23 protein-coding genes are annotated in these 24,419 nt (G+C 61.7%); 11 read left to right on the forward strand and 12 right to left on the reverse strand.

What is annotated here, in order from left to right; all coding sequences use genetic code 11:
- Positions 1-121 precede the first annotated feature (121 nt).
- The 4 genes from G3N59_RS08565 (at position 122) to G3N59_RS08580 (ending at position 7,114) form a co-directional block, all read left to right on the forward strand.
- Positions 122-907 carry a hypothetical protein gene (locus G3N59_RS08565; protein WP_241023275.1) on the forward strand — a complete coding sequence of 262 codons (786 nt, stop codon included), beginning with the start codon at positions 122-124 and terminating at the stop codon, positions 905-907.
- Between the two features lie 247 nt (positions 908-1,154).
- Positions 1,155-4,049 carry an EAL domain-containing protein gene (locus G3N59_RS08570; protein ID WP_241023276.1) on the forward strand — a complete coding sequence of 965 codons (2,895 nt, stop codon included), beginning with the start codon at positions 1,155-1,157 and terminating at the stop codon, positions 4,047-4,049.
- A gap of 276 nt (positions 4,050-4,325) precedes the next feature.
- Positions 4,326-5,363 (forward strand): extracellular solute-binding protein, encoded by a 1,038-nt coding sequence (locus tag G3N59_RS08575; protein WP_346777864.1) that lies wholly within the window; start codon positions 4,326-4,328, stop codon positions 5,361-5,363.
- Positions 5,360-7,114, forward strand: a complete 1,755-nt coding sequence (locus tag G3N59_RS08580) for a diguanylate cyclase (RefSeq protein ID WP_205982127.1) — start codon at positions 5,360-5,362, stop codon at positions 7,112-7,114. Before G3N59_RS08575 ends, G3N59_RS08580 begins: the two co-directional genes overlap by 4 nt.
- Positions 7,115-7,153: 39 nt before the next feature.
- Here G3N59_RS08580 and G3N59_RS08585 read toward each other — a convergent pair whose 3' ends face one another.
- The gene (locus tag G3N59_RS08585) at positions 7,154-7,786 is read right to left on the reverse strand and encodes a LysE family transporter (RefSeq protein ID WP_205982128.1); all 633 of its coding nucleotides are present in this window, start codon (positions 7,784-7,786) and stop codon (positions 7,154-7,156) included.
- Positions 7,787-7,880: 94 nt separating this feature from the next.
- Here G3N59_RS08585 and G3N59_RS08590 point away from each other — a divergent pair, with 94 nt between their 5' ends.
- The gene (locus G3N59_RS08590; RefSeq protein ID WP_205982129.1) at positions 7,881-8,345 is read left to right on the forward strand and encodes an Lrp/AsnC family transcriptional regulator; all 465 of its coding nucleotides are present in this window, start codon (positions 7,881-7,883) and stop codon (positions 8,343-8,345) included.
- Between the two features lie 43 nt (positions 8,346-8,388).
- Here the strand turns inward: G3N59_RS08590 and G3N59_RS08595 are convergent, their stop codons facing one another.
- Positions 8,389-8,754: a lysozyme inhibitor LprI family protein gene (locus G3N59_RS08595; protein ID WP_205982130.1), complete on the reverse strand. Its 366-nt coding sequence runs from the start codon at positions 8,752-8,754 to the stop codon at positions 8,389-8,391.
- 208 nt (positions 8,755-8,962) lie between these two features.
- Between G3N59_RS08595 and G3N59_RS08600 the strand changes: the two genes are divergently transcribed.
- The 3 genes from G3N59_RS08600 to G3N59_RS08610 all read left to right on the forward strand — a co-directional run bounded on the left by G3N59_RS08600 (position 8,963) and on the right by G3N59_RS08610 (position 11,002).
- Positions 8,963-9,493: a hypothetical protein gene (locus G3N59_RS08600; RefSeq protein WP_205982131.1), complete on the forward strand. Its 531-nt coding sequence runs from the start codon at positions 8,963-8,965 to the stop codon at positions 9,491-9,493.
- Positions 9,494-9,629: 136 nt separating this feature from the next.
- Positions 9,630-10,448 (forward strand): hypothetical protein, encoded by an 819-nt coding sequence (locus G3N59_RS08605; protein ID WP_205982132.1) that lies wholly within the window; start codon positions 9,630-9,632, stop codon positions 10,446-10,448.
- Between the two features lie 29 nt (positions 10,449-10,477).
- Entirely contained in the window at positions 10,478-11,002 is a 525-nt protein-coding gene (locus G3N59_RS08610; protein WP_205982133.1) for a hypothetical protein, read from the forward strand.
- A 7-nt stretch (positions 11,003-11,009) separates the two neighbouring features.
- Here G3N59_RS08610 and G3N59_RS08615 read toward each other — a convergent pair whose 3' ends face one another.
- The 3 genes from G3N59_RS08615 to G3N59_RS08625 form a co-directional block, all read right to left on the reverse strand.
- Positions 11,010-12,227, reverse strand: a complete 1,218-nt coding sequence (locus G3N59_RS08615) for a glycosyltransferase family 87 protein (protein ID WP_205982134.1) — start codon at positions 12,225-12,227, stop codon at positions 11,010-11,012.
- A 93-nt stretch (positions 12,228-12,320) separates the two neighbouring features.
- Complete coding sequence (locus G3N59_RS08620) at positions 12,321-12,695, reverse strand: hypothetical protein (RefSeq protein ID WP_205982135.1); 375 nt, start codon at positions 12,693-12,695, stop codon at positions 12,321-12,323.
- A 78-nt stretch (positions 12,696-12,773) separates the two neighbouring features.
- Entirely contained in the window at positions 12,774-13,562 is a 789-nt protein-coding gene (locus tag G3N59_RS08625; protein ID WP_205982136.1) for a substrate-binding domain-containing protein, read from the reverse strand.
- A 430-nt stretch (positions 13,563-13,992) separates the two neighbouring features.
- Here G3N59_RS08625 and G3N59_RS08630 point away from each other — a divergent pair, with 430 nt between their 5' ends.
- Positions 13,993-14,283 carry a hypothetical protein gene (locus tag G3N59_RS08630; protein ID WP_205982137.1) on the forward strand — a complete coding sequence of 97 codons (291 nt, stop codon included), beginning with the start codon at positions 13,993-13,995 and terminating at the stop codon, positions 14,281-14,283.
- Between the two features lie 250 nt (positions 14,284-14,533).
- On the opposite strand, the gene G3N59_RS08635 is transcribed toward G3N59_RS08630, so the two are convergent.
- The 6 genes from G3N59_RS08635 to G3N59_RS08660 all read right to left on the reverse strand — a co-directional run bounded on the left by G3N59_RS08635 (position 14,534) and on the right by G3N59_RS08660 (position 20,681).
- The gene (locus G3N59_RS08635) at positions 14,534-16,000 is read right to left on the reverse strand and encodes a DEAD/DEAH box helicase (protein ID WP_205982138.1); all 1,467 of its coding nucleotides are present in this window, start codon (positions 15,998-16,000) and stop codon (positions 14,534-14,536) included.
- A 179-nt stretch (positions 16,001-16,179) separates the two neighbouring features.
- A complete protein-coding gene (locus tag G3N59_RS08640) occupies positions 16,180-16,566 on the reverse strand; it encodes an ATP-dependent protease (protein WP_205982139.1) in 387 nt (128 codons plus the stop codon).
- Between the two features lie 29 nt (positions 16,567-16,595).
- The gene (locus G3N59_RS08645; RefSeq protein ID WP_205982140.1) at positions 16,596-17,432 is read right to left on the reverse strand and encodes a cytochrome c; all 837 of its coding nucleotides are present in this window, start codon (positions 17,430-17,432) and stop codon (positions 16,596-16,598) included.
- Between the two features lie 88 nt (positions 17,433-17,520).
- Positions 17,521-18,450 (reverse strand): DMT family transporter, encoded by a 930-nt coding sequence (locus G3N59_RS08650; RefSeq protein ID WP_241023303.1) that lies wholly within the window; start codon positions 18,448-18,450, stop codon positions 17,521-17,523.
- 97 nt (positions 18,451-18,547) lie between these two features.
- Positions 18,548-19,333, reverse strand: coding sequence for a helix-turn-helix transcriptional regulator (locus G3N59_RS08655; protein ID WP_205982142.1), 786 nt, complete (start codon positions 19,331-19,333; stop codon positions 18,548-18,550).
- A 208-nt stretch (positions 19,334-19,541) separates the two neighbouring features.
- Positions 19,542-20,681 carry a porin gene (locus G3N59_RS08660; protein ID WP_205982143.1) on the reverse strand — a complete coding sequence of 380 codons (1,140 nt, stop codon included), beginning with the start codon at positions 20,679-20,681 and terminating at the stop codon, positions 19,542-19,544.
- A gap of 424 nt (positions 20,682-21,105) precedes the next feature.
- On the opposite strand from G3N59_RS08660, the gene G3N59_RS08665 reads away from it, so the two are divergent.
- Positions 21,106-22,689, forward strand: coding sequence for a tetratricopeptide repeat-containing glycosyltransferase family protein (locus G3N59_RS08665; protein WP_205982144.1), 1,584 nt, complete (start codon positions 21,106-21,108; stop codon positions 22,687-22,689).
- Positions 22,690-22,726: 37 nt separating this feature from the next.
- On the opposite strand, the gene G3N59_RS08670 is transcribed toward G3N59_RS08665, so the two are convergent.
- Positions 22,727-23,347: a LysE family translocator gene (locus tag G3N59_RS08670; RefSeq protein ID WP_205982145.1), complete on the reverse strand. Its 621-nt coding sequence runs from the start codon at positions 23,345-23,347 to the stop codon at positions 22,727-22,729.
- Between the two features lie 188 nt (positions 23,348-23,535).
- Here G3N59_RS08670 and G3N59_RS08675 point away from each other — a divergent pair, with 188 nt between their 5' ends.
- Complete coding sequence (locus G3N59_RS08675; RefSeq protein ID WP_205982146.1) at positions 23,536-24,411, forward strand: LysR substrate-binding domain-containing protein; 876 nt, start codon at positions 23,536-23,538, stop codon at positions 24,409-24,411.
- The last annotated feature ends 8 nt before the right edge of the window (positions 24,412-24,419 follow it).

Genomic DNA, 24,419 nt, shown 5'->3' on the forward strand with positions numbered 1-24,419 from the left:
TTCATCTGGCTTTGCCGATATCACCGCGTTTGCGTTCGTGAGACTCTTGATCGTCGCGCGAGAAACCCATTGGTGTTCCTCGCGCGACGTACCTTTTACTCATTAACCTACGGGGTTAGAAATGGATCGCATCGATTCCGCTGTTTTGAAGAAGAATGCCGGTTTTATGCCGCTCGAGGACGACCTTAAGCCGGTTGACGTAAAGAAAACCGAGGCGCTGCCGTTTACGATAAAGGTGGTAAGCAGTCCGGTGGAGCTGGCACAAGCCGTCGAAATGCGGCGCACCGCCTATGGACGTCACTTGCCGGAGTTCGCCGAAACCCTGGGCGTGGAGCCGCTGGACGAAGCGCCCGGCACGGTCGTGCTGCTTGCGCAGTCGCGCCTCGATGGCGGCCCGCTCGGCACCATGCGGGTGCAGACCAATGTCTTCGGTCCGCTGGCGCTCGAGCAGTCGGTGAGCCTGCCGGACTGGCTGGCCGGCACGCGCATGGCGGAGGCCACGCGGCTGGGCGTGGCGCGCGGCGTGATCGGCCGGATGGTGAAGGTTGCGCTGTGCAAGGCGTATTACCAGTACTGCGTGCAGCACGGCATCGACTGGATGATGATCACGGCGCGTTCGCCGCTCGATCGCGAGTACGAAGCGATGCTGTTCGAGGATGTGTTCGGCGAGAACGCATTCCTGCCGATGTCGCATGTCGGCGGGATGCCGCATCGGGTGATGGCGAAACCGGTTGCGCGGGTTCGTCAGCGCTGGGCGCAGGTCGGCCATGCGTTCTATGGCTTTTTCTTCGAAACCGATCACCCCGATATCGATGTCAGCACCGCATCCATGCTGGCAGAAGACGGGCAACAAGCGGTGAGTTCGAGTAGCGAGTCCACGCGTTTGTGGTCGTTGAGCGAAGCGTAAGGTAGTCGAATCGTCCGCGTGTAGCGTGGCGGAAATGCAGCAGAAATGCAGCAGAAGTGCGGCAGAAAAGCAGCAGAAATGCAGCAAAAGCGCGGCCGGCGGCCACAGCACAGTCGTGCTTTTGCCGCCGGCCATCGTAGCATTGCAATGAAATCGAAAATGAAATCATTGGAAAGGGCGGCAGATGACAGGGGATAAATGGGCGTTTCGGGACAGGCTGACCGGCTGGGCTTTCCAGCGGTTCTCCATGTACGTCGCGCCATTTGTGATTGCGCTAGGCAGCATCACGGTCCTGTTGTGGGCGCCTCGCCAGTTCGATACGTCGGGGACGATCGCGCTGGGCATGGCGGTGCTGGCCGATCCCTCCGCCTCCCTGTCGCCCGACGCCGCGGCGACCCGCCTGCAGGCCGGCGTGTCGACCCAGCGGTTCAGCACCCATCTCGCGGAAACGCCGTTCTGGTTTCTGTTCGACGCGCCCGTGTTCGCCAACGGCGCAACCACGTTTATCGATTTACCGTCGCGTCATGCGCAAACGCTTGCGTGCTGGCTGACCGGGCCAGGCTTTGCGCCGCTGGGCTCCGGCGACCGGCTGGGCACCAGCGGCGCGATGCGCTTCGACAAGGCGGGCTTCGCGCTGCGCGTCGACCGCCGCCTGCCGCATGCGCCCATTCTTTGCCGCGGCACGTTTTCCGGCCCGGCGTACATCACCGCATCGGCATCGAGCCGCGACAAGCTCGAAGTCACCACGCTCGATTTCCAGCAGGCCGCCTCGCTGATCACCGGCGGTCTGCTGACGCTGGCGATTTTCGTGTTCGTCACGGCCATCATCAATCGCGAATGGACCTATGTGATTTTTGCCGCGTGGCTGGTCGGCAATCTGCGTTTGAGCGCCAACGCGCTGGGTTTCGATACCGAATGGCTGGGCCGGCTGATCGCGCCGGAGCACATCGCGCTGCTGCGGCAATTCACCTTCGCGGCCTACTACGTCCTCACCACGACGCTGTTCGTGGAACTGTTTCGCCGTGAGCTGAAATCCATCGGGCTGCGCTGGACGCTGCAGGCCGTGCGCTATGTCGGCTACGTGCTGATGGCCGCCGCGTTTGCGCTCGATTACGCGCATTTCATTCCCGTGTTGTGGGTGAGCGCGAGCTTCTGCATCCTGGTGCTCAGCTACTTTCTCGTGCAACTGGTCATCAAGGCGCGTTCGCGCACGGTGCTCTGGTATGTCGCGTCGATGGCGATCGTGCTGTTCGCGACGCTCTCGCAGGTGCTCGCCGCCGCACTCGGCTGGAAGGCGCTGGCGGGCGGTCTGAGCCCGGTCGTGACCGCGTTGTCGTCGAGCATGTTGTGCGCGTTCGCCATTGCCGAACGCGTGCGCGAGGAGCGCGAGCGCCGCCGGCAAATGCAGGTCGAACTGCGCAACACCTACGACCTCACGCCAATCGGCCTCTTCACGCTGGACGGCGAGCGCCGTTTCGTGCGCGCCAATCCCGCCTTGCACACGATGCTCGGCTTGCCGCGCGAGCGTTACCAGACGCATCGATGGGCCGATTATTTTGCGCCCGGCGCCGAGCTTGCGCTTTCCGGCTTGCTGGAACGCGAAGACTCGGCCTCGATCGAGATCGACGGCGCGGTGGCCAACACGACCGGCAACATCACCGGCGAGCGGCGCTATTCGCTGCGCGCGATCCGCGCGAACGGCTTCGTGGAAGGTTCGCTCGAAGATGTGACCGACCGCTCGAAAGCCGTCGAGCGGCTGCACTTTCTGGCCGGGCACGATTCGCTCACGGGCCTGCTGAACCGTCGCGGCATCGAGCACGTCATCGCGCGCTGCTGCGAGGAATCGGGTGCCTGGTCGCTCGCGTATCTGGATCTCGACCGCTTCAAGCAGTTCAACGATCTGTTCGGCCACGGCACCGGCGACGAAATTCTGCGCCAGGTGGCCGCCGGTCTCGTCGAGCATTTCGGCGCGCAGGTGCCCATCGGCCGCATGGGCGGCGACGAATTCGTCTGCGTGCTGGAAAACACGAGTATCGACGACGCCATCGCGCGTTGCCGCGCTTTCGTGCAGGCGCTCAATGCCGCGCCCATTCACGTCGATACGCGCGCGTTCCAGGTCAGAGGATCGATTGGCCTCGTCGAATGTTCGCCGGGCGTGCGGGCGCTCGACGCGCTCGCGCATGCCGACCGCGCCTGCCGCGCCGCGAAGCGCGGCGGTCAAGGGCGGCTCGTGGCCTTGCGCAAGGGCGCGCCGGCCTTCGAGGAGCGCGCGGTCGAAATCAGCCTGATCGAAACCTTGGGGCAGAGCCGCCTGCCGGACGGCCTGTTCCTCGTCATGCAGCCGATCATGTCGATGCGCACGCCCGCGCAGGCGCTGGATTTCGAAGTCCTGCTGCGCATGCGCCTGCCCGATGGTTCGGTGGCGACCGCCGCGAAGCTGATCGCGGCAGCCGAAGAGTCCGGCATGATCACGGCGATCGACCGCTGGGTGCTCACGACCACGCTCGAATGGCTGCGCGAGCACCAGGCGTCGCTGTCGCGCACGCGCTTTGTGTGCGTGAACCTGAGCGGCGGTTCGCTCAACGACGAACAGTTCCTCGACGAATTGTCCGATCTGTTTGGCCGCTACCCCGACGTCGTCCATTATCTGTGCATCGAAATCACCGAAAGCGTCGCGCTGCACGATCTCGAACACACCGAACGCTTCATCGCGCGCGTGCATCATATGGGCGCAAAGATCGCCATCGATGATTTCGGTGCGGGGCAGACCTCGCTGCGCTATCTGAAGAAATTGTCGGCGGACGCACTCAAGATCGACGGCGAATTCGTGCGGACGATGTGTAACCATCCCGCCGATATCGCCATCGTCGAAGCCATCATTACGCTCGCGCGCAATCTTGGCATGCGCAGCATCGCGGAATGGGTCGAGGACGTCGAGACCTTGCGGGCGCTCGACGAACTGGGTGTGGACTACGTGCAGGGTTACGCGATTGCGAAGCCGCAGGACGCCGCGCAGATGCTCGCGGCCACATCGGCGGCGGGTTTTGTCAGCAATGCCGAGGTTGCGCGCTATCTGGAAGGGCAGCAGGCGCTCAATGGCGGCGCGAGCGGGCAGTTGTTCGAGCGGGAAGGCGCAGTCTGAACCGCTTGAACAGACGAACGGAAGAGGAAATTGGCGATTTCTTTCTTCGATAAACTATACGGGGGCGGCGCGCAGCGCGCCATTGAGCAGCAAATCGGGGGCGGGCGAAGCTGGGTCTTCGCTCTGTCAAAAATGGGGCCGCGTCACGCGCCACCCAGCAACGGCATCGAATAAGTTCGCGACATGTGGCGACGCTGGTTTACCGTCGTTAGCAGGCTTTTCTCCGCAACAGGCCAACGCCGTCGCACGGGTCGATGGGCGACGCCTGTCGCTTTCGTGCTGCTGGGTTTCTGCTTTCTCTGGACCGGCACGATTGCGGATTCCAATACGCAGCGCCAGCAGGTGCTGCGCGTGCTCGCGTGGCCTGGCTACGCCGACGACGACTGGGTGCAGGCCTTCGAAAAACGTTTTCACGCCAAGGTCGAAGTCACGTTCGTCGATTCCGACGAAGCGCTGTGGGCGCGCATGCACAGCGCCGCGCCGCCGCCATTCGACGTGCTGGCGGCCAATACCGCCGAAATCGAGCGCTATGCGCGCGCGGGCATGCTCGCGCCGCTCGATCTCGCGCGCATTCCGAACCGCCGCTGGCAGCAGCCGTATTTCCAGCGTCTCGCCGATATTCGCGGCCTCGTGCACGACGGCCACGCCTACGCGATTCCCTTCACCTATTCGTCGATGGGGCTGATTTACGACCGCAAGCAGGTGCCGGTCGCGCCGCACTCGATGCGCGTGATGTGGGACCCGCAATACCGCGGCAAGGTGCTCGATTTCAACAGCGCGCAGCACAATTTCTCGTTTGCCGCACTCGCGCTGGGTTTCGCCGATCCGTTCCATCTCGCGCCGGAGCAGATGCGTACCGTCGCGCGCGAACTCGTGGGTCTGCGGCGCAATCTGCTCACGTATTACACGCTGCCCGAAGAGGCCACCGAACTGTTCGTGCAGCATCGCGCCGCGCTGATGTTCGGCAACTATGGCACGCAGCAGATCGAGCAACTGCGCAAGGCAGGCGCCGATGTGGGCTACGTGATTCCCGACGAAGGCGCGCTCGCATGGCTCGATTGCTGGGCGATCACGCGCAATGCGAGCAATCCGTCGCTTGCTTACGAATGGCTCGACGCCATGCAGGAACCGGCGATCGGCAAGCAGTTGACGCAGCGCCAGGGGCTCGCGAACACCATGACGGCCGTGCCCGGCGAAGCGTCGCGCAGCGGGCCGAATCTGGTCTGGCTGCAGTCCGTCGAGAGCATCGACCAGCGCGAGGCGCTGTGGCAGCGCATCGAAGCGGGTGACCGGCTGGAGACCTTTGCGCCATGATCAAGCTCGGGTTGTCTTCCAGACTCTCTTTCCTGCTGGTGTTCATCGGCGTGCTGGCTTCGGGCGCGATGGGCTATTCCACCTATCAGACCAACCGCGCCATGCTGATGGGCGAGGCCGAGCACAGCCTGCTGACCTCGACGCAACTGCTCGGCCAGCGCTTCACGGCGGCGCTGGGCGACGCCGCCGCCGATGCGCTGGTGCTCGCGACGCTGCCTTCGTCGCTGCAGGTGGCGCGCGGCGATACGAGCGGCCCCGGCAACCTGCGTTTGCGCCAGGTGTTTCTGAGCTTCATGCAGCACCATCCCGAGTATCTGCAGATCCGCCTGATTTCCCGCGCGGATTACGGTCTGGAGCGCATCCGCGTGGATCGCGGCGCGCAGGGCGTGGTGCTCGTGCCCGAGAGCGAACTGCAGGAAAAAGCGCATCTGCCCTATGTATTCGATACGCTCGAACAGAACGCGGGACACGTCTATCTTTCGCCGATCGGCCTCGAAGGCAGCGCCGGATCGAACCCCGACCAGCCGGTCGTGACGATCGGCACGCCTATCGCCGATGCGGGCGGCAACAACGTCGGCGTGCTGGTGATCGACGTCGATCTGTCTCAGGTGTTCGAGCGCATCGGGCGCGATATGCCGGCCGATTACGCGGTCTACATGGCCAACGAGTGGGGCGACTTCCTGGTTCACCCCGACCCGTCGCAGACCTTCGGTTTCGCGCGCGGCCGCCGCGTGCTGATGCAGACGAGCTTTCCCGCCACCGCGCCGCTCTTTAGCGGCGGCGATGCCAGCGTGACCTTCAACGGCTTTGCCCACGCGCAGCAGCCGCCCGCCGAAGTGTTCGCATTCGTGCGCCTGCCGTATGGCCAGGTGGACGGCAACCGCTTCGTCACGCTCGGGCTCGCGCGCCCGCTCAGCGACGTGCTGGCGCCCGCCAACGCGCTCGGTTCGCAGATCGTCCGTCTCGTGCTGATTTCGAGCGCGGTCGCCATCGTGCTGGCGGTGCTGTTCGGACGCGCGGTGTCACGTCCGCTGCGCACGCTCGCGCATGCGGTCACGCATATCTTCGATGAGGACGCCGTCGATCGTCTGCCGGTCGGGCGCACCGATGAAATCGGCGTGCTGGCGCGCTGCTTCGACCGCATGCGCATCGAGATCCGCTTCCAGGTTCATGCGCTGCATGCGCGCCAGGAGGAACTCACGCATCTCGCCGGGCACGACACGCTCACCGGCCTGCCGAACCGCATGCGCTTCATGGAGCAACTCGAACTGTCGATACGGCGCGCCGCGCAGCACCATGAACCGTTCGCGGTCCTGTTTGTCGACCTGAACGGCTTCAAGCAGATCAACGATCAGCACGGGCACTCGGCGGGCGACGCGGCGCTCGTAACGGTCGCGCAGCGCCTGCGCGCGGCCTTGCGCGAAACCGACATCGTGGCCCGCTTCGGCGGCGACGAATTCGTGATTCTCGCCTGCGACGTGCGCTCGTCCGAAGCCATCGCGGTGACGGCCGCGCGTGTGCAGGCGGCCATGGATACGGCCGTGCCGCTCGGCTCGCAGTGGGTGAACGTGGGCGTGAGTATCGGCGTCAGCGAATTTCCGGCCGACGGCAATCATGCCGACGAGCTGCTGGCGAAAGCCGACGCCGCCATGTACGCGGCGAAGAGCTCGGCGGCGTCGCATTATGTGCGCTATCGGGATCTTGCGCATGCGCCCGAGGGCGCGGGCGTACATCGGACCGACCAGAGCTGAAGCGGCGCTGCTGTGCGCTTAGCGCGCGAGCCATCGCGTTTAGAAGATCAGCCGGCCTAGCTGCCACAAACCGAGGCCGGCCAGCAGCGCCGCCGAACAGAGGTTGATGGCGCGCTGCCAGGCCGCGTCGAAACAGTGGCGCAGCCGCCCCACGCCGATGGACAGAATCAGCCACCAGAGCGCCGATCCTGCCAGCACGCCGGCCACCATGACCCACGGCGCGGTCACGGGCGCGCGGCCCGCCAGCGCGCCGAACACCGCCATGAACGAGAGGATGGTGGTCGGGTTCGAGAGCGTCAGCACGAATGTGCCCGCCACATAACGCAGCAACGTGCCCGACGGCGGATGCGCGCCGCTGCTGCGCACGGCGGGTTTCGTGGCGATGCGCCACGCCAGCCACAAGAGGAATACGCCGCCGAACAGGCCCAGCCAGAACTTCAGGCGTAAGAGCCAGGCGATCAGGCTGCTGACGCCATAAGCGCCGATGGCGCCGTAGACGGCATCGGCGAACGCGGCGCCGAGTCCCGTGGCGAGTCCCGCAAGACGGCCATGATCGAGTGTGCGCTGGATGGCCAGCAGGCCGATTTGCCCGACCGGCGCGGCGATCGACAAACCGATCAGCAGCGACTGGCCGAACAGCACGGGGAGAGTGGTGGGTAGCAAGGTGTCCATGTCGAGTATTCTCCGTTTGGACCGCCCGCTTGCACAGAATAAAACCTAAAGCGAAAATCGATTTCGTTTTCGATTTTTCAGGCCGAAACCCGTTATGACCGAATCGCTTCAACTCGATACCAAAGCCTGGGCGCTGCTGATGGCGCTGCAGGAAGACGGACGCGCGCCGCTGAAGACGCTCGCGCTGGCGGCGGGGCTGTCCGTGCCGGCGACGGTCGAACGGCTCAAGCGTCTGAAGGATGCCGGGGTGATACGCTCGGTGAGCGCGGAACTAGACCCCGCGCAGGCCGGTTATCCGGTGCGGGCCATCGTCGGCGTGACGGTGCAGCAGCCGGGCAAAAAGGCGTTTCTCGATAAATTGCGCCGCGCGCCCGAGGTGCTGGAGTGCCATCACGTGGCCGGCGCCGATTCGTATATCGTGACCGTGGTGTCGAGCAGTCTCGAACACCTGGAGCGGTTTCTCGGCTCCATCAACGGTTATGGCGAAACGCGGACGTCGATCGTCTTTTCCACGCCGATTCCGCGTCGTGCTCTGGTGGCGCCGGGGGCGGCGCGTTGAAGCGAAAGAACGCCCCCGGTTAATCAGACGGCCCAGCCGCCCATTACTGCGCCAGGCGGGATTCGAGTTCCGTCGCGCGCGCTTCGGTTTGCTGCAGTTCGCAGTCGGGCAGCACCGTTTCGCCGCTGCCGCCCTTGCATTGCTGGTCGCGATTCTTCAACCACGCGAGTTCGTCCGCTTTCAGGGCTTTACGCTTCGCGTGATCGCTACCGTATTGTTTTGCGAGTTTTCCATAGACCTTATTCAAACGCGTGTCCTGGGCGGCCAGTTCCTTTTCGGTGCAAAGATCGAGCTGGACCGAATTGCTGCCCGCGCGAACCTTGCAGGCGGCATATTCCGGGGTCGTGTCGGCAAAGCTGGTTTGCGAGAGGAAAAGGCAGGCGCCCGACAGCAAAATCAGCTTTTTCATTGAGTGAGTTTCCCTGGAGTGGTGATCGAGAAAAGAGGCGTCGCATTTTACTGTGAATATGATAATTAACGAGGGGTCGTAAGGCGAAGTAATCGCGGAATGATTAAATAATGCGCAGTGCATTATTATTCGATGCGAGTTATGCGTGTGCAGGTCACTAATCCGTAATCCATTATTCATCTATGATGTTCGCATCAAAGGATTAAAAATGACCGAAGAAGATTTGAAACGCCGTCAACAGATCACCCTCGATTCAGCGTCCAAAGTGCTGCGCGCAGGCGCCTGGCTTATCAGGAACGGGTATGGGCGCATGTCGCTATTGCCGTATATGGCCGCGAGCGGTTGCTATTGGCGCTGCGAATTCCATCCGCTGCAGCATCCCAGCCAGGCCTTTTTCCGGTACTCGAGCGGCAGCGCAGCGTTTTACCTCGAAAGCCATGGCGGTGAAACGGTTCATGCTGAAATCAGCCCTCGCGAGTTAGCGCTGAAAATCATGGAAAGCGTGGCGGAGATCCAGAAAGACGCGTGCCGCGGGGAAGCTACTCAGGCAATGCTCGACTGGCTGACCGAACTGGACGCCGCGCTCGATGCGGGATTGTTCCCTTCGGCATTCGACGATTACAGCAGCGATGACTCGCGATGGAATCTGATTGACCTGCTACGAGGTAACGGAAACACGATGCGACCGCAACCGGGTTATGTCACACCGGGATCGGACCGTGGTGTCGACGACGAATAAGCCGCGTCAAGCCTGTGAAGATAGGCGGCGGCATGTTAAATAGAGTGCCATTCAATCACGGCTCTTTCGCCGGCTTTCTGCCCGGGCACACGGCCCTATGACGGCCCGGTCATTTGTTATCGTCAAGAAGTTCTTCATGAGAAAAACTGGAATTGCAGCAGTTCTGTCGTTCATTTCATTAGCCTTACCGGCAGCCTGTTTCGCCGATACGGCCACGAAGCCGGCAACACACGTCATTTCGTCGATCGATCTGGCCAAACCGTTTGGCACGCATTCGCCCTGGCAATTTATCGCGTCGCAGGCGGCGGGCGGACAGCAATCCGGCGGCATTCGGGATACGGACCCCGGCACGGTGTTTCCGTGCATCACGGCGGACAATACCCGCACGTGTTTGCCCGATACCGGCAGCGCGCTGCGCGAAAGCGATAGCGATAGCACGGATGGTTTCGTCGAGCCGCATTTCCTTCTCGATGCGCGCGTCGTTCACGCTTCGACGGCCTCGGCGGACCGCGCGCTGCTTCTGCTGAAACTCGGCAGCATCCAGGCCGACGACGGCGATCAGCGCAGAGGCACGCAGGTCTACGCCTACGATCGCGCGCGCGATAGCTTCGCCATGGTCTACGCGCATCGCAACGGCAATAACAATAATCAGGAAGTGCGTTTTATCGCCGATGGCCGTCTGCAGGGCGACATTATTTCCGTGGAGCCGACGCAGGACGCGCCGTTCGGTTATTGGGTTTCCGTCAACAGTATTGGGGCGGCCGGCAGCTATAAGGAAGTGCTGCGCTATCGCAGCGCCACCGCTTATGGCGACGGCAATCCGCTGGCGGTCATCGACGCGGAAATGCCCAATATCCAGCGGCGCATGGGTTTGTGGAAGCCGGGTATGCCGCTTCCGGCCCCGCACGACTGCACGGCGCCGCACCTCGTCAAATCCGTGCTGTGGTGCGGTTGAGCGGGACGCGATCGAGCCACGAAATCGGCATGCAAACAGACAAGCGCCAACCGGAAGCCACTTCCGCGAGAGTGATCGCCGGATACCTGATCAGCGTGACGTTTGGCGCGCTTGCATTCGTGTTCTCGCTCATGCTGCACGGCGCCGGTCAATTCGAAAGCGCGACCGCTAACCCGCTTGATGTGAAGGCGGCACACTTTTCCATCATGTTCGTGCTGCTGTTTGGCTTGTCGTGGATGGTTGCGGCGGGAATCAGCGCGCTTCCCTGTGTCGGCTTCGCCTGGATTGCGCGAACGTTCAGCATCCGCAATGGGTTCTTTTATCTGCTGGCGGGATTGGCGATCGGCGTGCTGGCGGTTCTGGCGTTTGTCGAAATGAGCAACTCGTTTAACTGGTACACCGATTCGCCCGACGAGAAAGCCACCACCTGGTGGCAGGGGCTACGCAGCGTAGGGCCGATTTTTGTGCCGACGGGCGCGTTCGCCGGCCTATTGTTCTGGTGGATCGCCGGTCGCTTTTACCGCTCGGCCGGGGTGAAACTGCCTGTCACCTGAAGCATCATCAAACGCCGCGAGCACCGATCCGGCTGCGCCTCACCAGGATCACCATCAGTGCCAGAAACACGATCAGCACTGGCGGCCCCAACACGAGAAACACCAGCGGCGCGAGCCATGCCGCGACCAGCACCGGTACGTCGCCTGGCAGCCAGCCGTGGCGACGGCCATCGACCATCAGGAACAAGATGGGCAGCGCGAGCCACACGAGGTCGTAGCCCAGCATGTAGGGCTGCGCAAGAATGGTCGCCATGCCAATGGCGGCGGCGCGCAATTCCGGTCGCGCCTTGATGAGGCAAAGGTAGCAGACGAACAGCACGGCCGGAACGGCAAACGCGGCCTGGAGCGCATAGGATAGCGACGGACTCAGGCCCAGGCTGCGTGCACATCCGAATACCGAGGCGATGCCTCCCGGCCAGGTGGGCGAGTGCTCGACGATAAAGTGCCCGAACTGGGACAAGCCGAGCAAAAATTTGCCGAAGGTCGCGAATCCGAACAGGATGCCCGCGAGCGCGCAAAGCGAGCCAACAGTGATCGCGGCCGCAATCGCCGCGCGCCATTGACGGCTTAAAAGCAGCGCAAATGGAAACACAATGCCGAATTGCGGCTTGATGGCCAGCAGCCCGATACATATCCCGGCAAGCCACGGCCGCCGGTCGAGCAGCGCGAGGCCGAGCGCTGCAAGGCCCAGCGTAAAGAAAGAATTTTGCCCCGAGATCACGACGATCCAGACACTCGGAAAGGCGAGTGCCGGCAGCCAGAAAACCCAGTTCAATCGCTGCATCACGATGCGCGAGCACGCGAATCCCACGAACGCTACGCCGGTAACGACAAAAGCCAGATACGCGAGAGAAAAAGGCAATAGCGATAACGGCCAGACGAAGAGCAGGAATACGGGCGGATAAACCCAGGGGCTGTTGAAACCAGTGGGCGTGCGATGGAGCAGCGAGAGCGCCATACGCTCGATTAGCGACGCGTCGTAGGCGCTCAGCGCATTGCTGTGCATGGCGATATAAGACGCACTCCAGAACACCGAAAAATCATAGCCAAATGCAGCGGCCGGCAAGTGCGAGACATAGGCCGCCCACAGCCGCAAACCCAGAGAAGTCAAATCCAGGGCGAGGAGGATCGATGCGTACAGGACAATCCGTTGCCGGGTGAACCACTGCGGCCCGTTCAATTGCACGGCTTCGATCGTATGCCTGGCTGATTTGGGTATCGGCACGCTGATCCTGCGGGTTCGTTGGATTGTCGAGTTCGCCCATGCATGCGGCGAACTCACTGATTCCGGCCATCAGTTTAAAACGTATCGCGGGATTTAAACGCGAGTACTGCGCTGAAGGTGCGCTTCGCCTTCAGCGATCAAATCGGCGCCTATTTCCAGCACCTCGGCAAGCCGGAAAAGAAGCTGATCGCGCCACTCATCGTCGTCTTCGGACGGCGAGGGCTTCGCGAGGCTTTCGATCAGAGAGTTGGCCGTTTCGAGAAACGGAAGCGCGCGTTTGTAGCTGAGGACTGCGGCGTGCGCGTCATCGCTGGCTTCCTGCGGCTGAGTCTGCAATGCGGCAGCCAGTTGTTCGAAGCGCGCCTGTCCTTGCGAGCCGAGTTGCTGCAGGCGTTGCTGGAGATTGGCATTCTGCTCGCGCAGTCCGGTTTCGTTGAGCATCGGGTGATCCGCGGGTTTCGTGTTCAAGTGCGATATTCTGGACCAACTCGCGGTGAGCCGCCATGGCGACGAGGCTCGCTGCGGCGGCTGAAGTCATGGCGCCGATCAACGCCCCGGCACAGAATCGAGCCCCGTGCTTTTCACATCGCCCTGAGCAGCAGGCGCGGCCAGATAGTCGAGCAGCGCCCTGGCTTCCTGTGGGTGCTGCGCACCGGTGGGAATGCCAGCCGCGAATCGCGTGACCGACTGGACTGACTCGGGAATCTTGCCGACAAAGCTGGCGCCTTTCACCGGCAGCAATTCGCTGACCTGCTGAAAGCCAATTTCATAGTCGCCATTCGCCACAACCGAAGCGACAGGAATGCGCGGAACCATTTTCGCTTTCGGCTTCACTTCATTCTCGATACCCAGTCGCTTGAACAGATCGCGTTCGATATACACACCGCTTGCGCTGTCCGAGTAAGCGATCGACTTCGCGGCCAGCAGCGTTTGCTTGAGAGCCTCCACAGTGGCGATGTCGGGTTTGGCCGCGCCGTCGCGCACCACCATGCCGATGCGCGAATCGGCAAGTTCCACGCGCGAGTCCGCGCGAACCTTGCCTTCGCGGATCAGATCGTCGAGCGCATAGCCGACCATGATGACGACATCGGCGGGTTCGCCGCGCGCAAGACGCTGTGGAATCGCTTCAGGCGATTTGCCCATCGAAGGCCCGAGCGTGGTGTCGAGCGTATCGCCCGTCGCGGCTTCGAATTTGGGGCCGAGCAGCTTGTAGGCAGCCGTGAAGCCGCCGGACGTCATGACGTGAAGTTCCTCGGCCTGGGCCTGGGCGGCAAGCGCGGCGCCAGCGGCGAGCGTAAGCGCAATCAGCTTGAGCTTGAGCGATTTGGTGGGCATATCGATGAGCGTGCAAACGTTTTGGGAGCCCGGATTATCGATCAATTCGTGGGCGATATTGGCGCTTAAGAAAATGGATCGGCGTAAACCACTAGCGACGCGATGATGTGATGCGGCTGATGCCTCACAAGTCGTAGTTACGTTGTGCGAACTATTTTGTTTGCGGAAAATTGTCAGCAACGCGATTCCGCTCTCATTCGATCTGTGCAGGCGACGCGGTTGCAGCGACAGGGACGCTCGAACGTTTGCGGGCGAGCGCGTGGTCGCAATCCGCGCCCCGCTATAACACATAAGGCCCTTATTTTTCGTGACCGCCAGGCACGAAAGCATTTCTGTGTCATCGTAAAGGACCGCTTCATGTGCTACCTTAGTCGCTCAGAGCCAGCAGGACCTTTCAGTCGCACTTCAGTCGATCACCAGAAGGATGCCCATGGAATTCAACAATGGCGCTGTACTTGAAGCTCTCCAACTTGCCTTGCATCGACAAATACCGTGGCATAAACGGCCGGCTATTTTCACCTCGCTTCGCTCACAGGGTTTGATCCAGACGGTCGACCAGATACCTCCGCCCAGCACGAAATTCCTCCCCACGCTGCAGATCGCCGTTCTGACTGACAAAGGGCAAAAGGAAATGCGGCGGATCGAGGCGTCGAAGCACGTTTCAGGCTGGCTCGACGACGATTACTTCGCCACGTTCCTCGCGCAGGTGGCGTTCAATTGATGGGGTCTCGCGGCGTTTTTGCCCGCTTTTGTTGTACTAAGCCCGGTGGTGTGTTCGCACCATAATTCGGTCTCACGCCACCACCGGCGTTGCCGCCCATGCACAGGTTCTGTTGCCCGCGACACTGCAGAATGAGGTCGATTATCGGGCTGCAAGGAAGCGTGGCGCGAATTACTCAATTCAACGAAGTATTTCACTTTGACTGCGGGACGCATTCACAGGGAACGCAGCGCGTCCCCGTGAATCAGCGTTAGCGTTTGCCGCGACCGCCACCAGCAGGTTTGCCGCCCGGCTTGCGCGGACCTGCAGCGGGCTTGCCCGCAGGTTTCCCGGTCGATTTCCCGGCGGGTTTGCCGCGTGGCTTTTGCGTGCTGAATGGGTTGAAACCGCCCAGGCTGGGTTCTGGAACGGTTGCCCCTGCGTGCTTTGCCACAGGCTTGCTTTTGCTGGCGCCATGCTGCGCCGCCGGCTTTTTGCCCGGCATCGGCTTCGCGGCCGGCGCGCCTTGCGGCACCTTCGGTTTCTTCGGCTTTTTGGGTTTCTTGATGATTTCGCCCGTGGCGCTGGTTTGCGGCACGCGATGCTCGGCTTCGAAACCCGGCTCTTCCTCGCGGCGCAGCGTTTGCCGGATCAGCGCTTCGATCGCGGCCAGCAGCGGCGCTTCATCGGCGCAAACAAGGGACACCGCCACGCCGCTGGCGCCCGCGCGGCCGGTACGGCCGATACGATGCACGTAGTCCTGCGCCACGATCGGCAGATCAACGTTGATGACGAGCGGCAGATCGTCGATATCGAGCCCACGCGCCGCGACGTCGGTGGCAACCAGCATCTGGATTTCGCGCGCCTTGAAGCGCTCCAGCGCTCGCAGACGCGCGGGTTGCGGTTTGTCGCCGTGAATGGTGTCGACGGCATAGCCTGCATCGTCCAGCACGGTCGCCAGATAATCGACGCCGCTGCGCGTCTTGACGAACACCAGCGCGTGCTCCCATTTGTTTTCGGCGACGAGGTGCATGAAGAGATCGGGCTTGTTCTTCTTGTCGACCGTCACCACCCACTGCTTGATCTTGCTGGCGGTGGCATTGGGCGCGCTGACGCTGATATCGACCGGATTGCGCAGAATGCCCGCCGCCATAGTGCGGATATCGTCGGTGAACGTGGCCGAGAACAGCAGCGTCTGGCGTTGCGCGGGAACAGCCTCAAAAACGGCATTGAGTTCGCGCGCAAAGCCCAGATCGAGCATGCGGTCGGCTTCGTCCAGCACCAGCGTTTGCACCTGATCGAACTGCACGGCGTTCTGGCGATTGAGGTCGAGCAGACGGCCCGGCGTGGCGACCAGCACATCCACGCCTTTGCGCAACTTCATCATCTGCGGATTGATGCTCACGCCGCCATAAGCGGCCAGAAAGCGCAGATCGAGGCCTTTGCCGTATTCGATAAAGCTTTGCAGCACCTGTTCGGCCAGTTCGCGCGTGGGCACCAGCACGAGCACGCGCGCGCGGTTGCTGGAAACCGCCGGGCCGTGTTGCACCAGCCGTTGCAGCAGCGGCAGCGCGAAACCGGCTGTTTTGCCGGTGCCGGTCTGCGCCGCGGCCATCACGTCCTTGCCGCCGAGCACAGCCGGAATCGCCTTGGCCTGCACCGGCGTAGGTGTCTGGTAATTGAGGTTCTGCAGATTACGCAGCAAAGGCTCGATCAGGCCGAGCGAGGCAAAAGACATGAGTGTGTTCCGGGGCAAAACCGCTATTTTAGCGGTTGCTGCGTGAATTGCGCCGCAGCGGTCAACTGTGCTGCGGGAACCTCTGTTCTATTGCCATTGCCGCTTATGTCAGCATTCCTGATCGATCAGGAAAGCGAACAGTTGATACGATCGAGAAAACCCCTCTGGGCAAGCCTCAATCAGAGATCGCCGCGTACTTCGCCCGTGCCGAGTGCGTTGCGCTGCCGGTTGACTTCGGCCCAAAGCGCGTCGCTGTCGTCGTCGCGCAGCACGATGATCCAGTCGAGTTGATCGTCGTTCACCTCGAAGTATTCGCGCATTTCCTTGCGCAGCGCCGCGATGAATTGCGTGTATTCCGGCGTTGCCTGGGCCTGCGCGTGCAGGGCGTCGTAGGCGGCATCGTCTGCGTCGTTTCCGCCGTGTTCTTCGATGTAGTCCGAAATCCACTGGTCGCGTTCGCGGTCGTAATCGGCCTCGGCGCGCAGCGATTGCACGGCAGTGTAGATGTCCAGTTGGGCAAACGCAGCGATCGCCGCTGTGGTTGCCGCGTCGAATGTCGTGGTCATTGCGTATCTCTGAGGGTTGGTTGGCGGCCTTATTGGCCACCTTTTCTGTGTGCCACATACGCCAGATAAGCGACGATCAGATCGATCTCGCGATCGCTCAACTGATCGGGCGGGAAAGCGGGCATGGTGCGGCCTGGCCAGTCGCGAACCGATGCCGGATTGCGAATGTAGCGGTGCAAGGCCGCGGGCTGGAAGTAGTCGACCGGATTCATCGGCACGTTGAGGTCGGGGCCAGTGTCGGCGCTTCCCGCGTGATTGAGCCGGTGACAGGCGAGGCATTGGGTGATGAACAGGCTCTGGCCCGCGCGGACCGGATCGGTTGCCGGCAGCGCGGGATCGACGGCGAGCACCGGCCAGCGCGAAGAGGGCGACGGTTGCGTAGCAAGACGCGCGATCTGGTAAGGCCACTGCTCGCTGCGCACCGAGGCGGCTTGCTTGCCGATCCAGACCAGATAGAACGATCCCGCGCTGACCGGCTTGCCCCGCAGCTTCGGCCATGGATGCGCCGGGTCTTCGACCGCAAGCCATGCGACGGCTGTTGCGGCATTGCGGTTGAGCACGAGATCCATCGGCAATTGCGCGGCGAAGCCGTCGGTTGCGCGTGCCTCGAGTACGCTGTCCGTGGGTATTGCGGTACCGTCGAGCAGATCGGCGAGCGGCACGGCGCGGTACGTCGTGGGCGTACCGTAGGCGACATCGCGCGGCACGTGAATCTCCGCGGCATCCGTACGCGCCAATAACGCTTGCTGGCTGAACGATTGGGTCTTGCCGCCGATCAGCAGTTCGATCGCGGGCTGCGCGGCGGCACACTGCGCGATCGCGCCCAGCGTCAGCAGCAAAACCGCGAACAAAGCGCGTTTTGACATGGGTCCTCTGTGAATTGTCGTTGCCGGCGGGATCGGCGGGAACATTTCCGAATCGGCCAATTCGTTCGGGAGCGGTGAGCGGATTATGTCAGTTGTGGCGAATCGCCGGTAGCGCGCGTGCCGTTTGTGCAGTGCGCCGCTTCGACAGAAGATAGAGTCCAATGCCGATCAGGCATCCGCCAACGAGTTCATGCGGATGAGGCAATTGGCCTGTCAAGCAAAATGTAATGATCGCGGCGAATAGCGGGCAGAGGAAGAGGAAGCCGCTGGTCTGTACCGATCCGCCCAGACGCAACGCGGCAAACCATAGGCCCATGGCTGCGGTCGACGCGGGAATGCAGAGCCACGCGAATGCGCCCCAGTGCGCTGCGGTGGCGGGAAGCGAAAAGGGCTGCCCGGAGCCCGCCGCGAGCAGTGCAAGCAGGATGGCGCCAATCAGCATTTGCCAGAAAGTCAGCACCCACGCCGACAAGGCCAGATTGAATTTCTTGTTGAGCACCGTCGAACCGGCCCAGCACGCGGAGGCGAGGGCGACCAGCCATTCGCCGTGTCCAGGCGCGGCATGGTGGTTGCCAGCGATGCCAATGCAGATAACGACCCCGATAAACGCCACGATCAAACCAGACAATGCACTCGCCGATATCGCTTCGCGAAGCCAGATGCGAGCGAGGATAACGACCAGAAGTGGATTGCTGGCCATCAGGATTGCGGCGGTCGAAGGCGTGGTCGATTCAAGACCGAGATTCAGGAATGCCATCACGCCAGTTGTTTGCAGCGACCCGATGATGGCGAGTTTTGCCCACGGCAAGTCCCGCAAACCGAGCTTCTGCTGGCGCATGCTGCTGTACATGAAAGGCAGCAGCGATAGCGACGCCACCAGGAAACGCAGCGCCGCAGTCCACAATGGCGCGACATCGGCGAGCACGATTTTGGTACTCACGAACGACGAGCCTTGCAGGAAAGTCGATGCCAGAATCAGACCCAACCAGGTCCGCGATGCAGAGTGTTCTTGCAACATGCCGTGTCTGTAAATCGTTATTGGACAGACCGGTGATTGTCGATAAGGCGCCGCGCGCGCACTCCACACGGTGCGCCTTAATTTGTCGAGAATCGGACTATCGTGCCTGGTAGTCGCTCGGGAGCTTGCCCGTCACGCGCTTGAACATGACGGTGAAGGCGCTTTGCGTGCCATAACCGAGGCTGGCCGCTACGTCGGCGATACGCTCGCCGGCAATGAGGCGCGGTACCGCGCCGACGATCCGCAATTGTTGCCGCCACATTGTGAACGACATGCCAATCTCGCTCAGGAACAGGCGCGATAGCGTTCTGGACGTAGCGCCGACGCGTTCGGCCCACCCGGCCAGCGTGCTCGCGTCACCGGGATCGTGAATCAGCGATTCGCAGAGTTTGACGAGACGTCTGTCCTGCCCGGTCGGCAGATGAAGCCCGTGTTCAGACGATGCCCTCATCTCGTCCAGAGCGAGCGCGAGAAGGCGCGCCTCGAAGCTGCCATCGGCATATTCCAGACTAAAGGAAGCGGCCCGCAAAAGCAGTTCTCGCAGCAGCGGCGAGACGGCGATACCGGTCGGGCGATCGGTGAAATCCGCGGCAAACGCGTCGATGTTGACGTACAGCGAGCGCAACGAGACATCCGTCGCGGCGGACATGGCGTGTTCGGCTCCGGGGGGCATCCAGACACCGCGCATTGGCGGCAACAACCAGTAGCTGTCCCGTGTGCGTAGATGCATGACCCCTGAACTGGCGTAAATCAACTGGCCGCGAGGGTGCTGGTGCCACTGCACTGAATACCCGGCAGGATAGTCTTTCGCCATCGATACGACGGGCTTCGATGCCTGCTCCCATCGGTCGAGGTCGAAGATATGGGGCGGGTTGCTGCTCATGGGTTACGAAGCGATATGCCGCAAATTCAAGGACTGTCGATGATCTCCGCATTGACGTCCCATGTCCAGATCTCGCACGTGCTGCAGGCGCTCAACCCGTTGCGATAACGGCGTGCCTCGGCGATTTCAAGGCAGGAGAGCGCCGCATACGCAGCGCTCTCACCGCACGTATTCCGTCAGTTACAGCGACGAAACACGCTTCGCATCATTAGAAGCGATGGCGAATACCCACGGTCGCGACAGCCTGCGAGTTCGAATCCGATGCCGACACGCCCATGATGTCCGCGTGGATCTTGCCCTGACCGTCTACAACGCGCTGATACGCGGCTTCTGCGTACACGTCGGTGCGCTTGGACAGCGCGTAGTCACCCTGCAGCGTGAACTGATGGAACTTCGGGCTCACGCCCTCGAGGCTCGCGTCCGTGTACGTATAAGCTGCCGAGAACGTAACCGCCGGCGTGAACGCATAGCGGCCATTGATTTCGTAGTTGCTGAAGCGCGCGCTGTTGCCGCCGAGCGAGGTCGTCGTGCTCGAACCCGAATTCGACGAGTTGATCGCCGTGAGGTTGCTCAGTTGCGTCTGCGTGAACACGAAGCCAACGTTGGCCGCGCCGAACGCGTAGTTCAGGCCCGCGCCATAGGTGCGCTGACGCGAAGCGGTGAAGGTCGAGTCGTCGCTGACCGCGCCGCTGCTGTTGATCGTCGAACCCGAGTTGTTGGTCTGCAGGTAGCTTGCTGCTGCCTTGAGGCCGCCGAACGAGTAGGTCGCGCCGAAGCTGTACGCGCGGTTGTTCGAGAAGCCGCCTGCGGCATTCGAGAAGCCATACAGCGCGTTGAACTTGAGGCCGCCGTAGTTCACGCTCTGGTACTTGAGCGAGTTGCTCACGCGGAACGAGTTGTTGAGGTTGTCGTTATCGTACGGGTGCGAAGCCAGCGTGCCGCCGTATTGCGTGCCGTTCAGCGCGAGCGGGCCGAGATTGTCGACCACGCTGTCGTACTGGCGGCCCAGCGTCACGGTGCCGCCCTGATCGCTCGACAGACCGACGAATGCCTGACGGCCGAACATGCGGCTACCTTGCTTGGCTGCGCCGTTCGAAATGCTGAAACCGCTTTCCAGCACGAAAATCGTCTTCAGGCCGCCGCCCAGATCTTCGCTGCCGCGCAGGCCCCAACGGCTGCCGTTGAGGGCGCCGCTCGACTGCTGCACGTTCGAGCTGCCAGCCTGGTTGCTCGTGTACAGCACGCCTGCGTCGATCAGGCCGTAGAGCGTGACCGTGCTCTGTGCGTGTGCGGCGCTGGCGAAAGAGGCAGCAGCAACTGCGAGGGCGGTAAGGGTGTGCTTTTTCATCGTTACTCCGTGGATATTGTTATTCGCTCTTTGGGAGCGAGCGCGGAGCATAACGTGTTATCTGGCGCCAGTTCATTTCGAATGTGGCTCGCGAACCACGATTCTTAACGTAGATTGCTTACCCTGTTTTTGTTTATTACCGATTGCACCATCCCGATGGAAATATGCTGTAAAACAAGGGTGTTTGCTCGATCATGATGAGTCGTGAATCGTGCTGTTTCGTGCGTTTCGGAAGTAATTCAAGGAAATATTTGAAATCGGCGCTTTCCTATTATTTCGGTTTGTTAATAACGCAATGAAATGGGTCCTATTCGAGGGAACTAAACGTAGTCTTCATTCCTTATTATGATTTCCATTCGCAGGCGCGTGATTCGCGCGCCCGCGTAATCCTTCTGACTTTCGGGGCAGCATGCCCCGCGATCCCATGACCGACGCGTTTGTTCCGCTGCTCGTGCAAGCACGGCAGCACTTCACCGCAGGCCGCATCGATGCCGCGGAACAAGGTTTGCAATCGATCCTGCAAGCGAATCCCGATCACACCGGCGCGCTGGAAGCCATGTCGTTCGTCTGGGCGGCGCGCGAGGATTACGTGCGCGCGTCCGAATTTGCCTGGCGGGCGGCGCAGCCTGACACCACGACTGCTGCGCAATTGCAGCAGGCCGCGCGCATCTGCCAGCTTGCACAACGGCACGCCGACGCCGTTGCGCTCTACGACCGTCTGCTCGTGCTGGTGCCCGATCACGCGCATTCGCTGCATGGCGCGGCGATGTCGCTCGTGCAACTGGAGCAGGGCGAGGCTGCGCTCGCGTATCTCATGCGTCTGACGCGCCGCTATCCGGACGCCGAGCAGGTGCATTACAACCTCGGCACGCTGCTGGGCGCGCTCGGGCGTTACGACGACGAACTCAACGCGTATCGGCGGGCGATCGAACTCAAGCCGGATTTTGTCGCCGCTTATGTGAATCTGGGCGTCGCGTTGCGCGACCTTCATCGTTTCGACGACGCGCTGCGTCAGTTCAAAAAGGCCTTGTCGATCGACGTGAACGACGCGGGCGCGCGCACGAATCGCGCGCAGACCAATCTGCTGCTGGGCGAATTCGAACACGGCTGGCGCGAATACGAATGGCGCTGGCGCGACGGCGCCATGAGCCACGGTTTCCCCGACGCGACGCAATGGACGGGCCAGCCGCTCGACGGCAAAACCGTGCTGGTGCACGCGGAACAGGGTTTCGGCGATACCTTGCAGTTCGTGCGCTTCATTCCCCGCCTGGCCGCGATGGGCGCGAACGTGATCGTGCGCGTGCAGGAACCGCTGGTGGCGTTGTTGCAGGACATCGCCGGGGCGGCGAGTGTAGTTGGCCCGCAAGCGCCGTTACCGGCATTCGATTATCACTTGCCGATGCTGAGCCTGCCGAACGTGCTCAAGCTGCGCGAGGCGGATTTCGCGAATTCTGCGCCGTATCTGCAAGCCGATGAATCGAAATTTGATTCGTTATCCGATCTAACTGGCGAAACCCTGAAACTGCGTGTCGGCGTGGTCTGGTCGGGCAGGCCGACGCACCCGAACGATCGCAACCGTTCGATGCCGCTTGCCGAACTCGCGCCGCTTTTCGAGGCCGATGCGTGTTTCGTGTCGCTACAGAAGGACCCGCGCGAGAGCGATCGTGCAAGCGTGAATGCGCTGGTGCAGCGCGGTCGCCTGATCGACACCGGCCCGCGACTGACGACCTTCGCGGCGACGGCCGCGCTCATCGATCAACTCGACCTGGTGATTACGGTCGATACGGCGGTCGCGCATCTTGCGGGCGCGCTCGGCAAGCCTGTGTGGATTGCGCTGCCGTTCACGCCGGACTGGCGCTGGCAATTGAATCGCGACGATAGCCCGTGGTATGCCGCGACGCGGCTGTTTCGCCAGACACGTCGCGGAGAATGGAGCGATGTGGTGACCGGCTTGCGTACCGCGCTTGACGCTCGTATTGCCGCGCGCCAGGCCTCTTCCCAGCGATAAACGCCCACATCTCCGGCATCATCGTCTCTTTGCGCGCTCACTTCGCCCCGACAACCGTCAGCATCAGCGACAGGCCCAGCGAAATGAGCGCGGTTCCAATGACGCGATCGACAATGCGCTGTTTCTCCAGCATCGCCTTGCGCAGTACCGCGGACGAGAAGAAGATCGCCACCAGGCTGAACCAGGCCAGATGCGCGAAAGACATAAAAACGCCATAGGCGAGATCGACGCCGAACGGGCTGCCGGGTTTGACCACCTGCGTATACGAACTGACGACGAAGAGCATCGTTTTCGGATTGAGCGCATTGGTCAGAAACCCATGACGAAACGCGGACCACAAGCTCAATTGCCCGCCCCCCGAAAGATCGAGGGTCACGCGGGATCTGTTCGTCAGCGATTGATAGCCGATATAGATCAGATAGCCTGCGCCAAAGAATTTCATGGCCAGAAAGAGCACGGGGGAGTGCGAGATCACCACGGCAATACCGAACACCGTGTAGAACACGTGCACCTGTACGCCAAACGCCACGCCAACAGCAGACACGAGCCCAGAGCGTCGGCCGTACGCATAACTGTTGCGCGTGACCATGGCGAAATCCGGGCCGGGACTGATGACCGCCAGAATCGTGATGAGTGCGACCGCAAGTATTTCGTTCATTCAGGTTCTCTTTCAGGGGATGAAGGCAGCGATCAGATTTGTGTGCGATAAACTGACACAAACGCTCTGCTGGGGAGTCAGGCTTGTCACGCTGATTTATTGATACGATTCGCGGCAATTTTCGGCGATTGTTCGGGCGAGGAAAATCGATTTATAGTGTCGCCATTGCGTCAGTTTTTCTCACGGATATGAAACTTCCGCCGCTCACCGCCTTCAAGGTGTTCAATGCCGCAGCACAAACGGAGAGCTTCGTTCAGGCCGCGGAGCAATTGCATGTGACGCACGGCGCAGTCAGCCGCCAGATCAAACTGCTCGAAGAATCGCTCGGCGTGCAGTTGTTCGAGCGCCGCAACCGCGCGGTGTATCTCACGTCCGCAGGAAGGACGTTGCAGGCAACCACGCAGTCGGTATTCGAGCAGCTGGAGGGCACGGTCTACCGTATCCGGCAGCAGCGCGACCAGAATGTGATCGTGCTTTCGTGCGAGCCGACCATCGCGATGAAATGGCTGATTCCGCGGCTTCCGGCGTTTCAGCATGCCCATCCAGACATCCAGTTGCATCTTTCGGCGGCGGGCGGGCCGGTCGATTTCCAGAAGTCAGGCGTCGACGTCGCGCTGCGTCGCAACGACTTCAACTGGGATCAGGACGTGCATGCGGTAAAGATCATCGACGAGTGGATCGGCCCGGTTTGTCGTGCCGATCTGGGGAGCGGAAATCCCGTGCTGCTTCACACCCGATCGCGGCCGCTGGCGTGGAAGCATTGGGAAAAGCTTGGCGGCAGAGCGGTGAAGAAAAGCCGGCGAATGGATTACGAGCACTTCTATCTTTGCATCCAGGCTGCGCAGGCCGGTCTTGGCGTTGCGCTGGCTTCGTTTTTCATGGTGCAGGACGAGTTGGCCACGCGTCAGTTGATGGCACCCGAAGGGTTTATCAAAGACGGTTCCGCTTATTATCTGCTATCGCCTGATCCGATAGTCGCGGATTCAGCCCGCGCCCGGCTGGCGCAATGGATTCTGCAGGAAATGCAGGCGAGCGCAGCGTTGACCGGCGAGAGCGATTCTTGAACGACGCG

Origin of the sequence: Paraburkholderia sp. Ac-20340 (genome assembly GCF_017104965.1) — a bacterium.
Classification (GTDB): Bacteria; Pseudomonadota; Gammaproteobacteria; order Burkholderiales; family Burkholderiaceae; genus Paraburkholderia.

Excerpts from the sequence above, each read along its gene's own strand:
- G3N59_RS08565 (WP_241023275.1), top strand. The coding sequence starts at position 122 with ATGGATCGCATCGATTCCGCTGTTTTGAAGAAGAATGCCGGTTTTATG.
- G3N59_RS08570 (WP_241023276.1), top strand. The coding sequence starts at position 1,155 with ATGTACGTCGCGCCATTTGTGATTGCGCTAGGCAGCATCACGGTCCTG.
- G3N59_RS08580 (WP_205982127.1), top strand. The coding sequence starts at position 5,360 with ATGATCAAGCTCGGGTTGTCTTCCAGACTCTCTTTCCTGCTGGTGTTC.
- G3N59_RS08585 (WP_205982128.1), bottom strand. The coding sequence starts at position 7,786 with ATGGACACCTTGCTACCCACCACTCTCCCCGTGCTGTTCGGCCAGTCG.
- G3N59_RS08590 (WP_205982129.1), top strand. The coding sequence starts at position 7,881 with ATGACCGAATCGCTTCAACTCGATACCAAAGCCTGGGCGCTGCTGATG.
- G3N59_RS08595 (WP_205982130.1), bottom strand. The coding sequence starts at position 8,754 with ATGAAAAAGCTGATTTTGCTGTCGGGCGCCTGCCTTTTCCTCTCGCAA.
- G3N59_RS08600 (WP_205982131.1), top strand. The coding sequence starts at position 8,963 with ATGACCGAAGAAGATTTGAAACGCCGTCAACAGATCACCCTCGATTCA.
- G3N59_RS08605 (WP_205982132.1), top strand. The coding sequence starts at position 9,630 with ATGAGAAAAACTGGAATTGCAGCAGTTCTGTCGTTCATTTCATTAGCC.
- G3N59_RS08610 (WP_205982133.1), top strand. The coding sequence starts at position 10,478 with ATGCAAACAGACAAGCGCCAACCGGAAGCCACTTCCGCGAGAGTGATC.
- G3N59_RS08625 (WP_205982136.1), bottom strand. The coding sequence starts at position 13,562 with ATGCCCACCAAATCGCTCAAGCTCAAGCTGATTGCGCTTACGCTCGCC.
- G3N59_RS08630 (WP_205982137.1), top strand. The coding sequence starts at position 13,993 with ATGGAATTCAACAATGGCGCTGTACTTGAAGCTCTCCAACTTGCCTTG.
- G3N59_RS08635 (WP_205982138.1), bottom strand. The coding sequence starts at position 16,000 with ATGTCTTTTGCCTCGCTCGGCCTGATCGAGCCTTTGCTGCGTAATCTG.
- G3N59_RS08640 (WP_205982139.1), bottom strand. The coding sequence starts at position 16,566 with ATGACCACGACATTCGACGCGGCAACCACAGCGGCGATCGCTGCGTTT.
- G3N59_RS08645 (WP_205982140.1), bottom strand. The coding sequence starts at position 17,432 with ATGTCAAAACGCGCTTTGTTCGCGGTTTTGCTGCTGACGCTGGGCGCG.
- G3N59_RS08650 (WP_241023303.1), bottom strand. The coding sequence starts at position 18,450 with ATGTTGCAAGAACACTCTGCATCGCGGACCTGGTTGGGTCTGATTCTG.
- G3N59_RS08655 (WP_205982142.1), bottom strand. The coding sequence starts at position 19,333 with ATGAGCAGCAACCCGCCCCATATCTTCGACCTCGACCGATGGGAGCAG.
- G3N59_RS08660 (WP_205982143.1), bottom strand. The coding sequence starts at position 20,681 with ATGAAAAAGCACACCCTTACCGCCCTCGCAGTTGCTGCTGCCTCTTTC.
- G3N59_RS08665 (WP_205982144.1), top strand. The coding sequence starts at position 21,106 with ATGACCGACGCGTTTGTTCCGCTGCTCGTGCAAGCACGGCAGCACTTC.
- G3N59_RS08670 (WP_205982145.1), bottom strand. The coding sequence starts at position 23,347 with ATGAACGAAATACTTGCGGTCGCACTCATCACGATTCTGGCGGTCATC.
- G3N59_RS08675 (WP_205982146.1), top strand. The coding sequence starts at position 23,536 with ATGAAACTTCCGCCGCTCACCGCCTTCAAGGTGTTCAATGCCGCAGCA.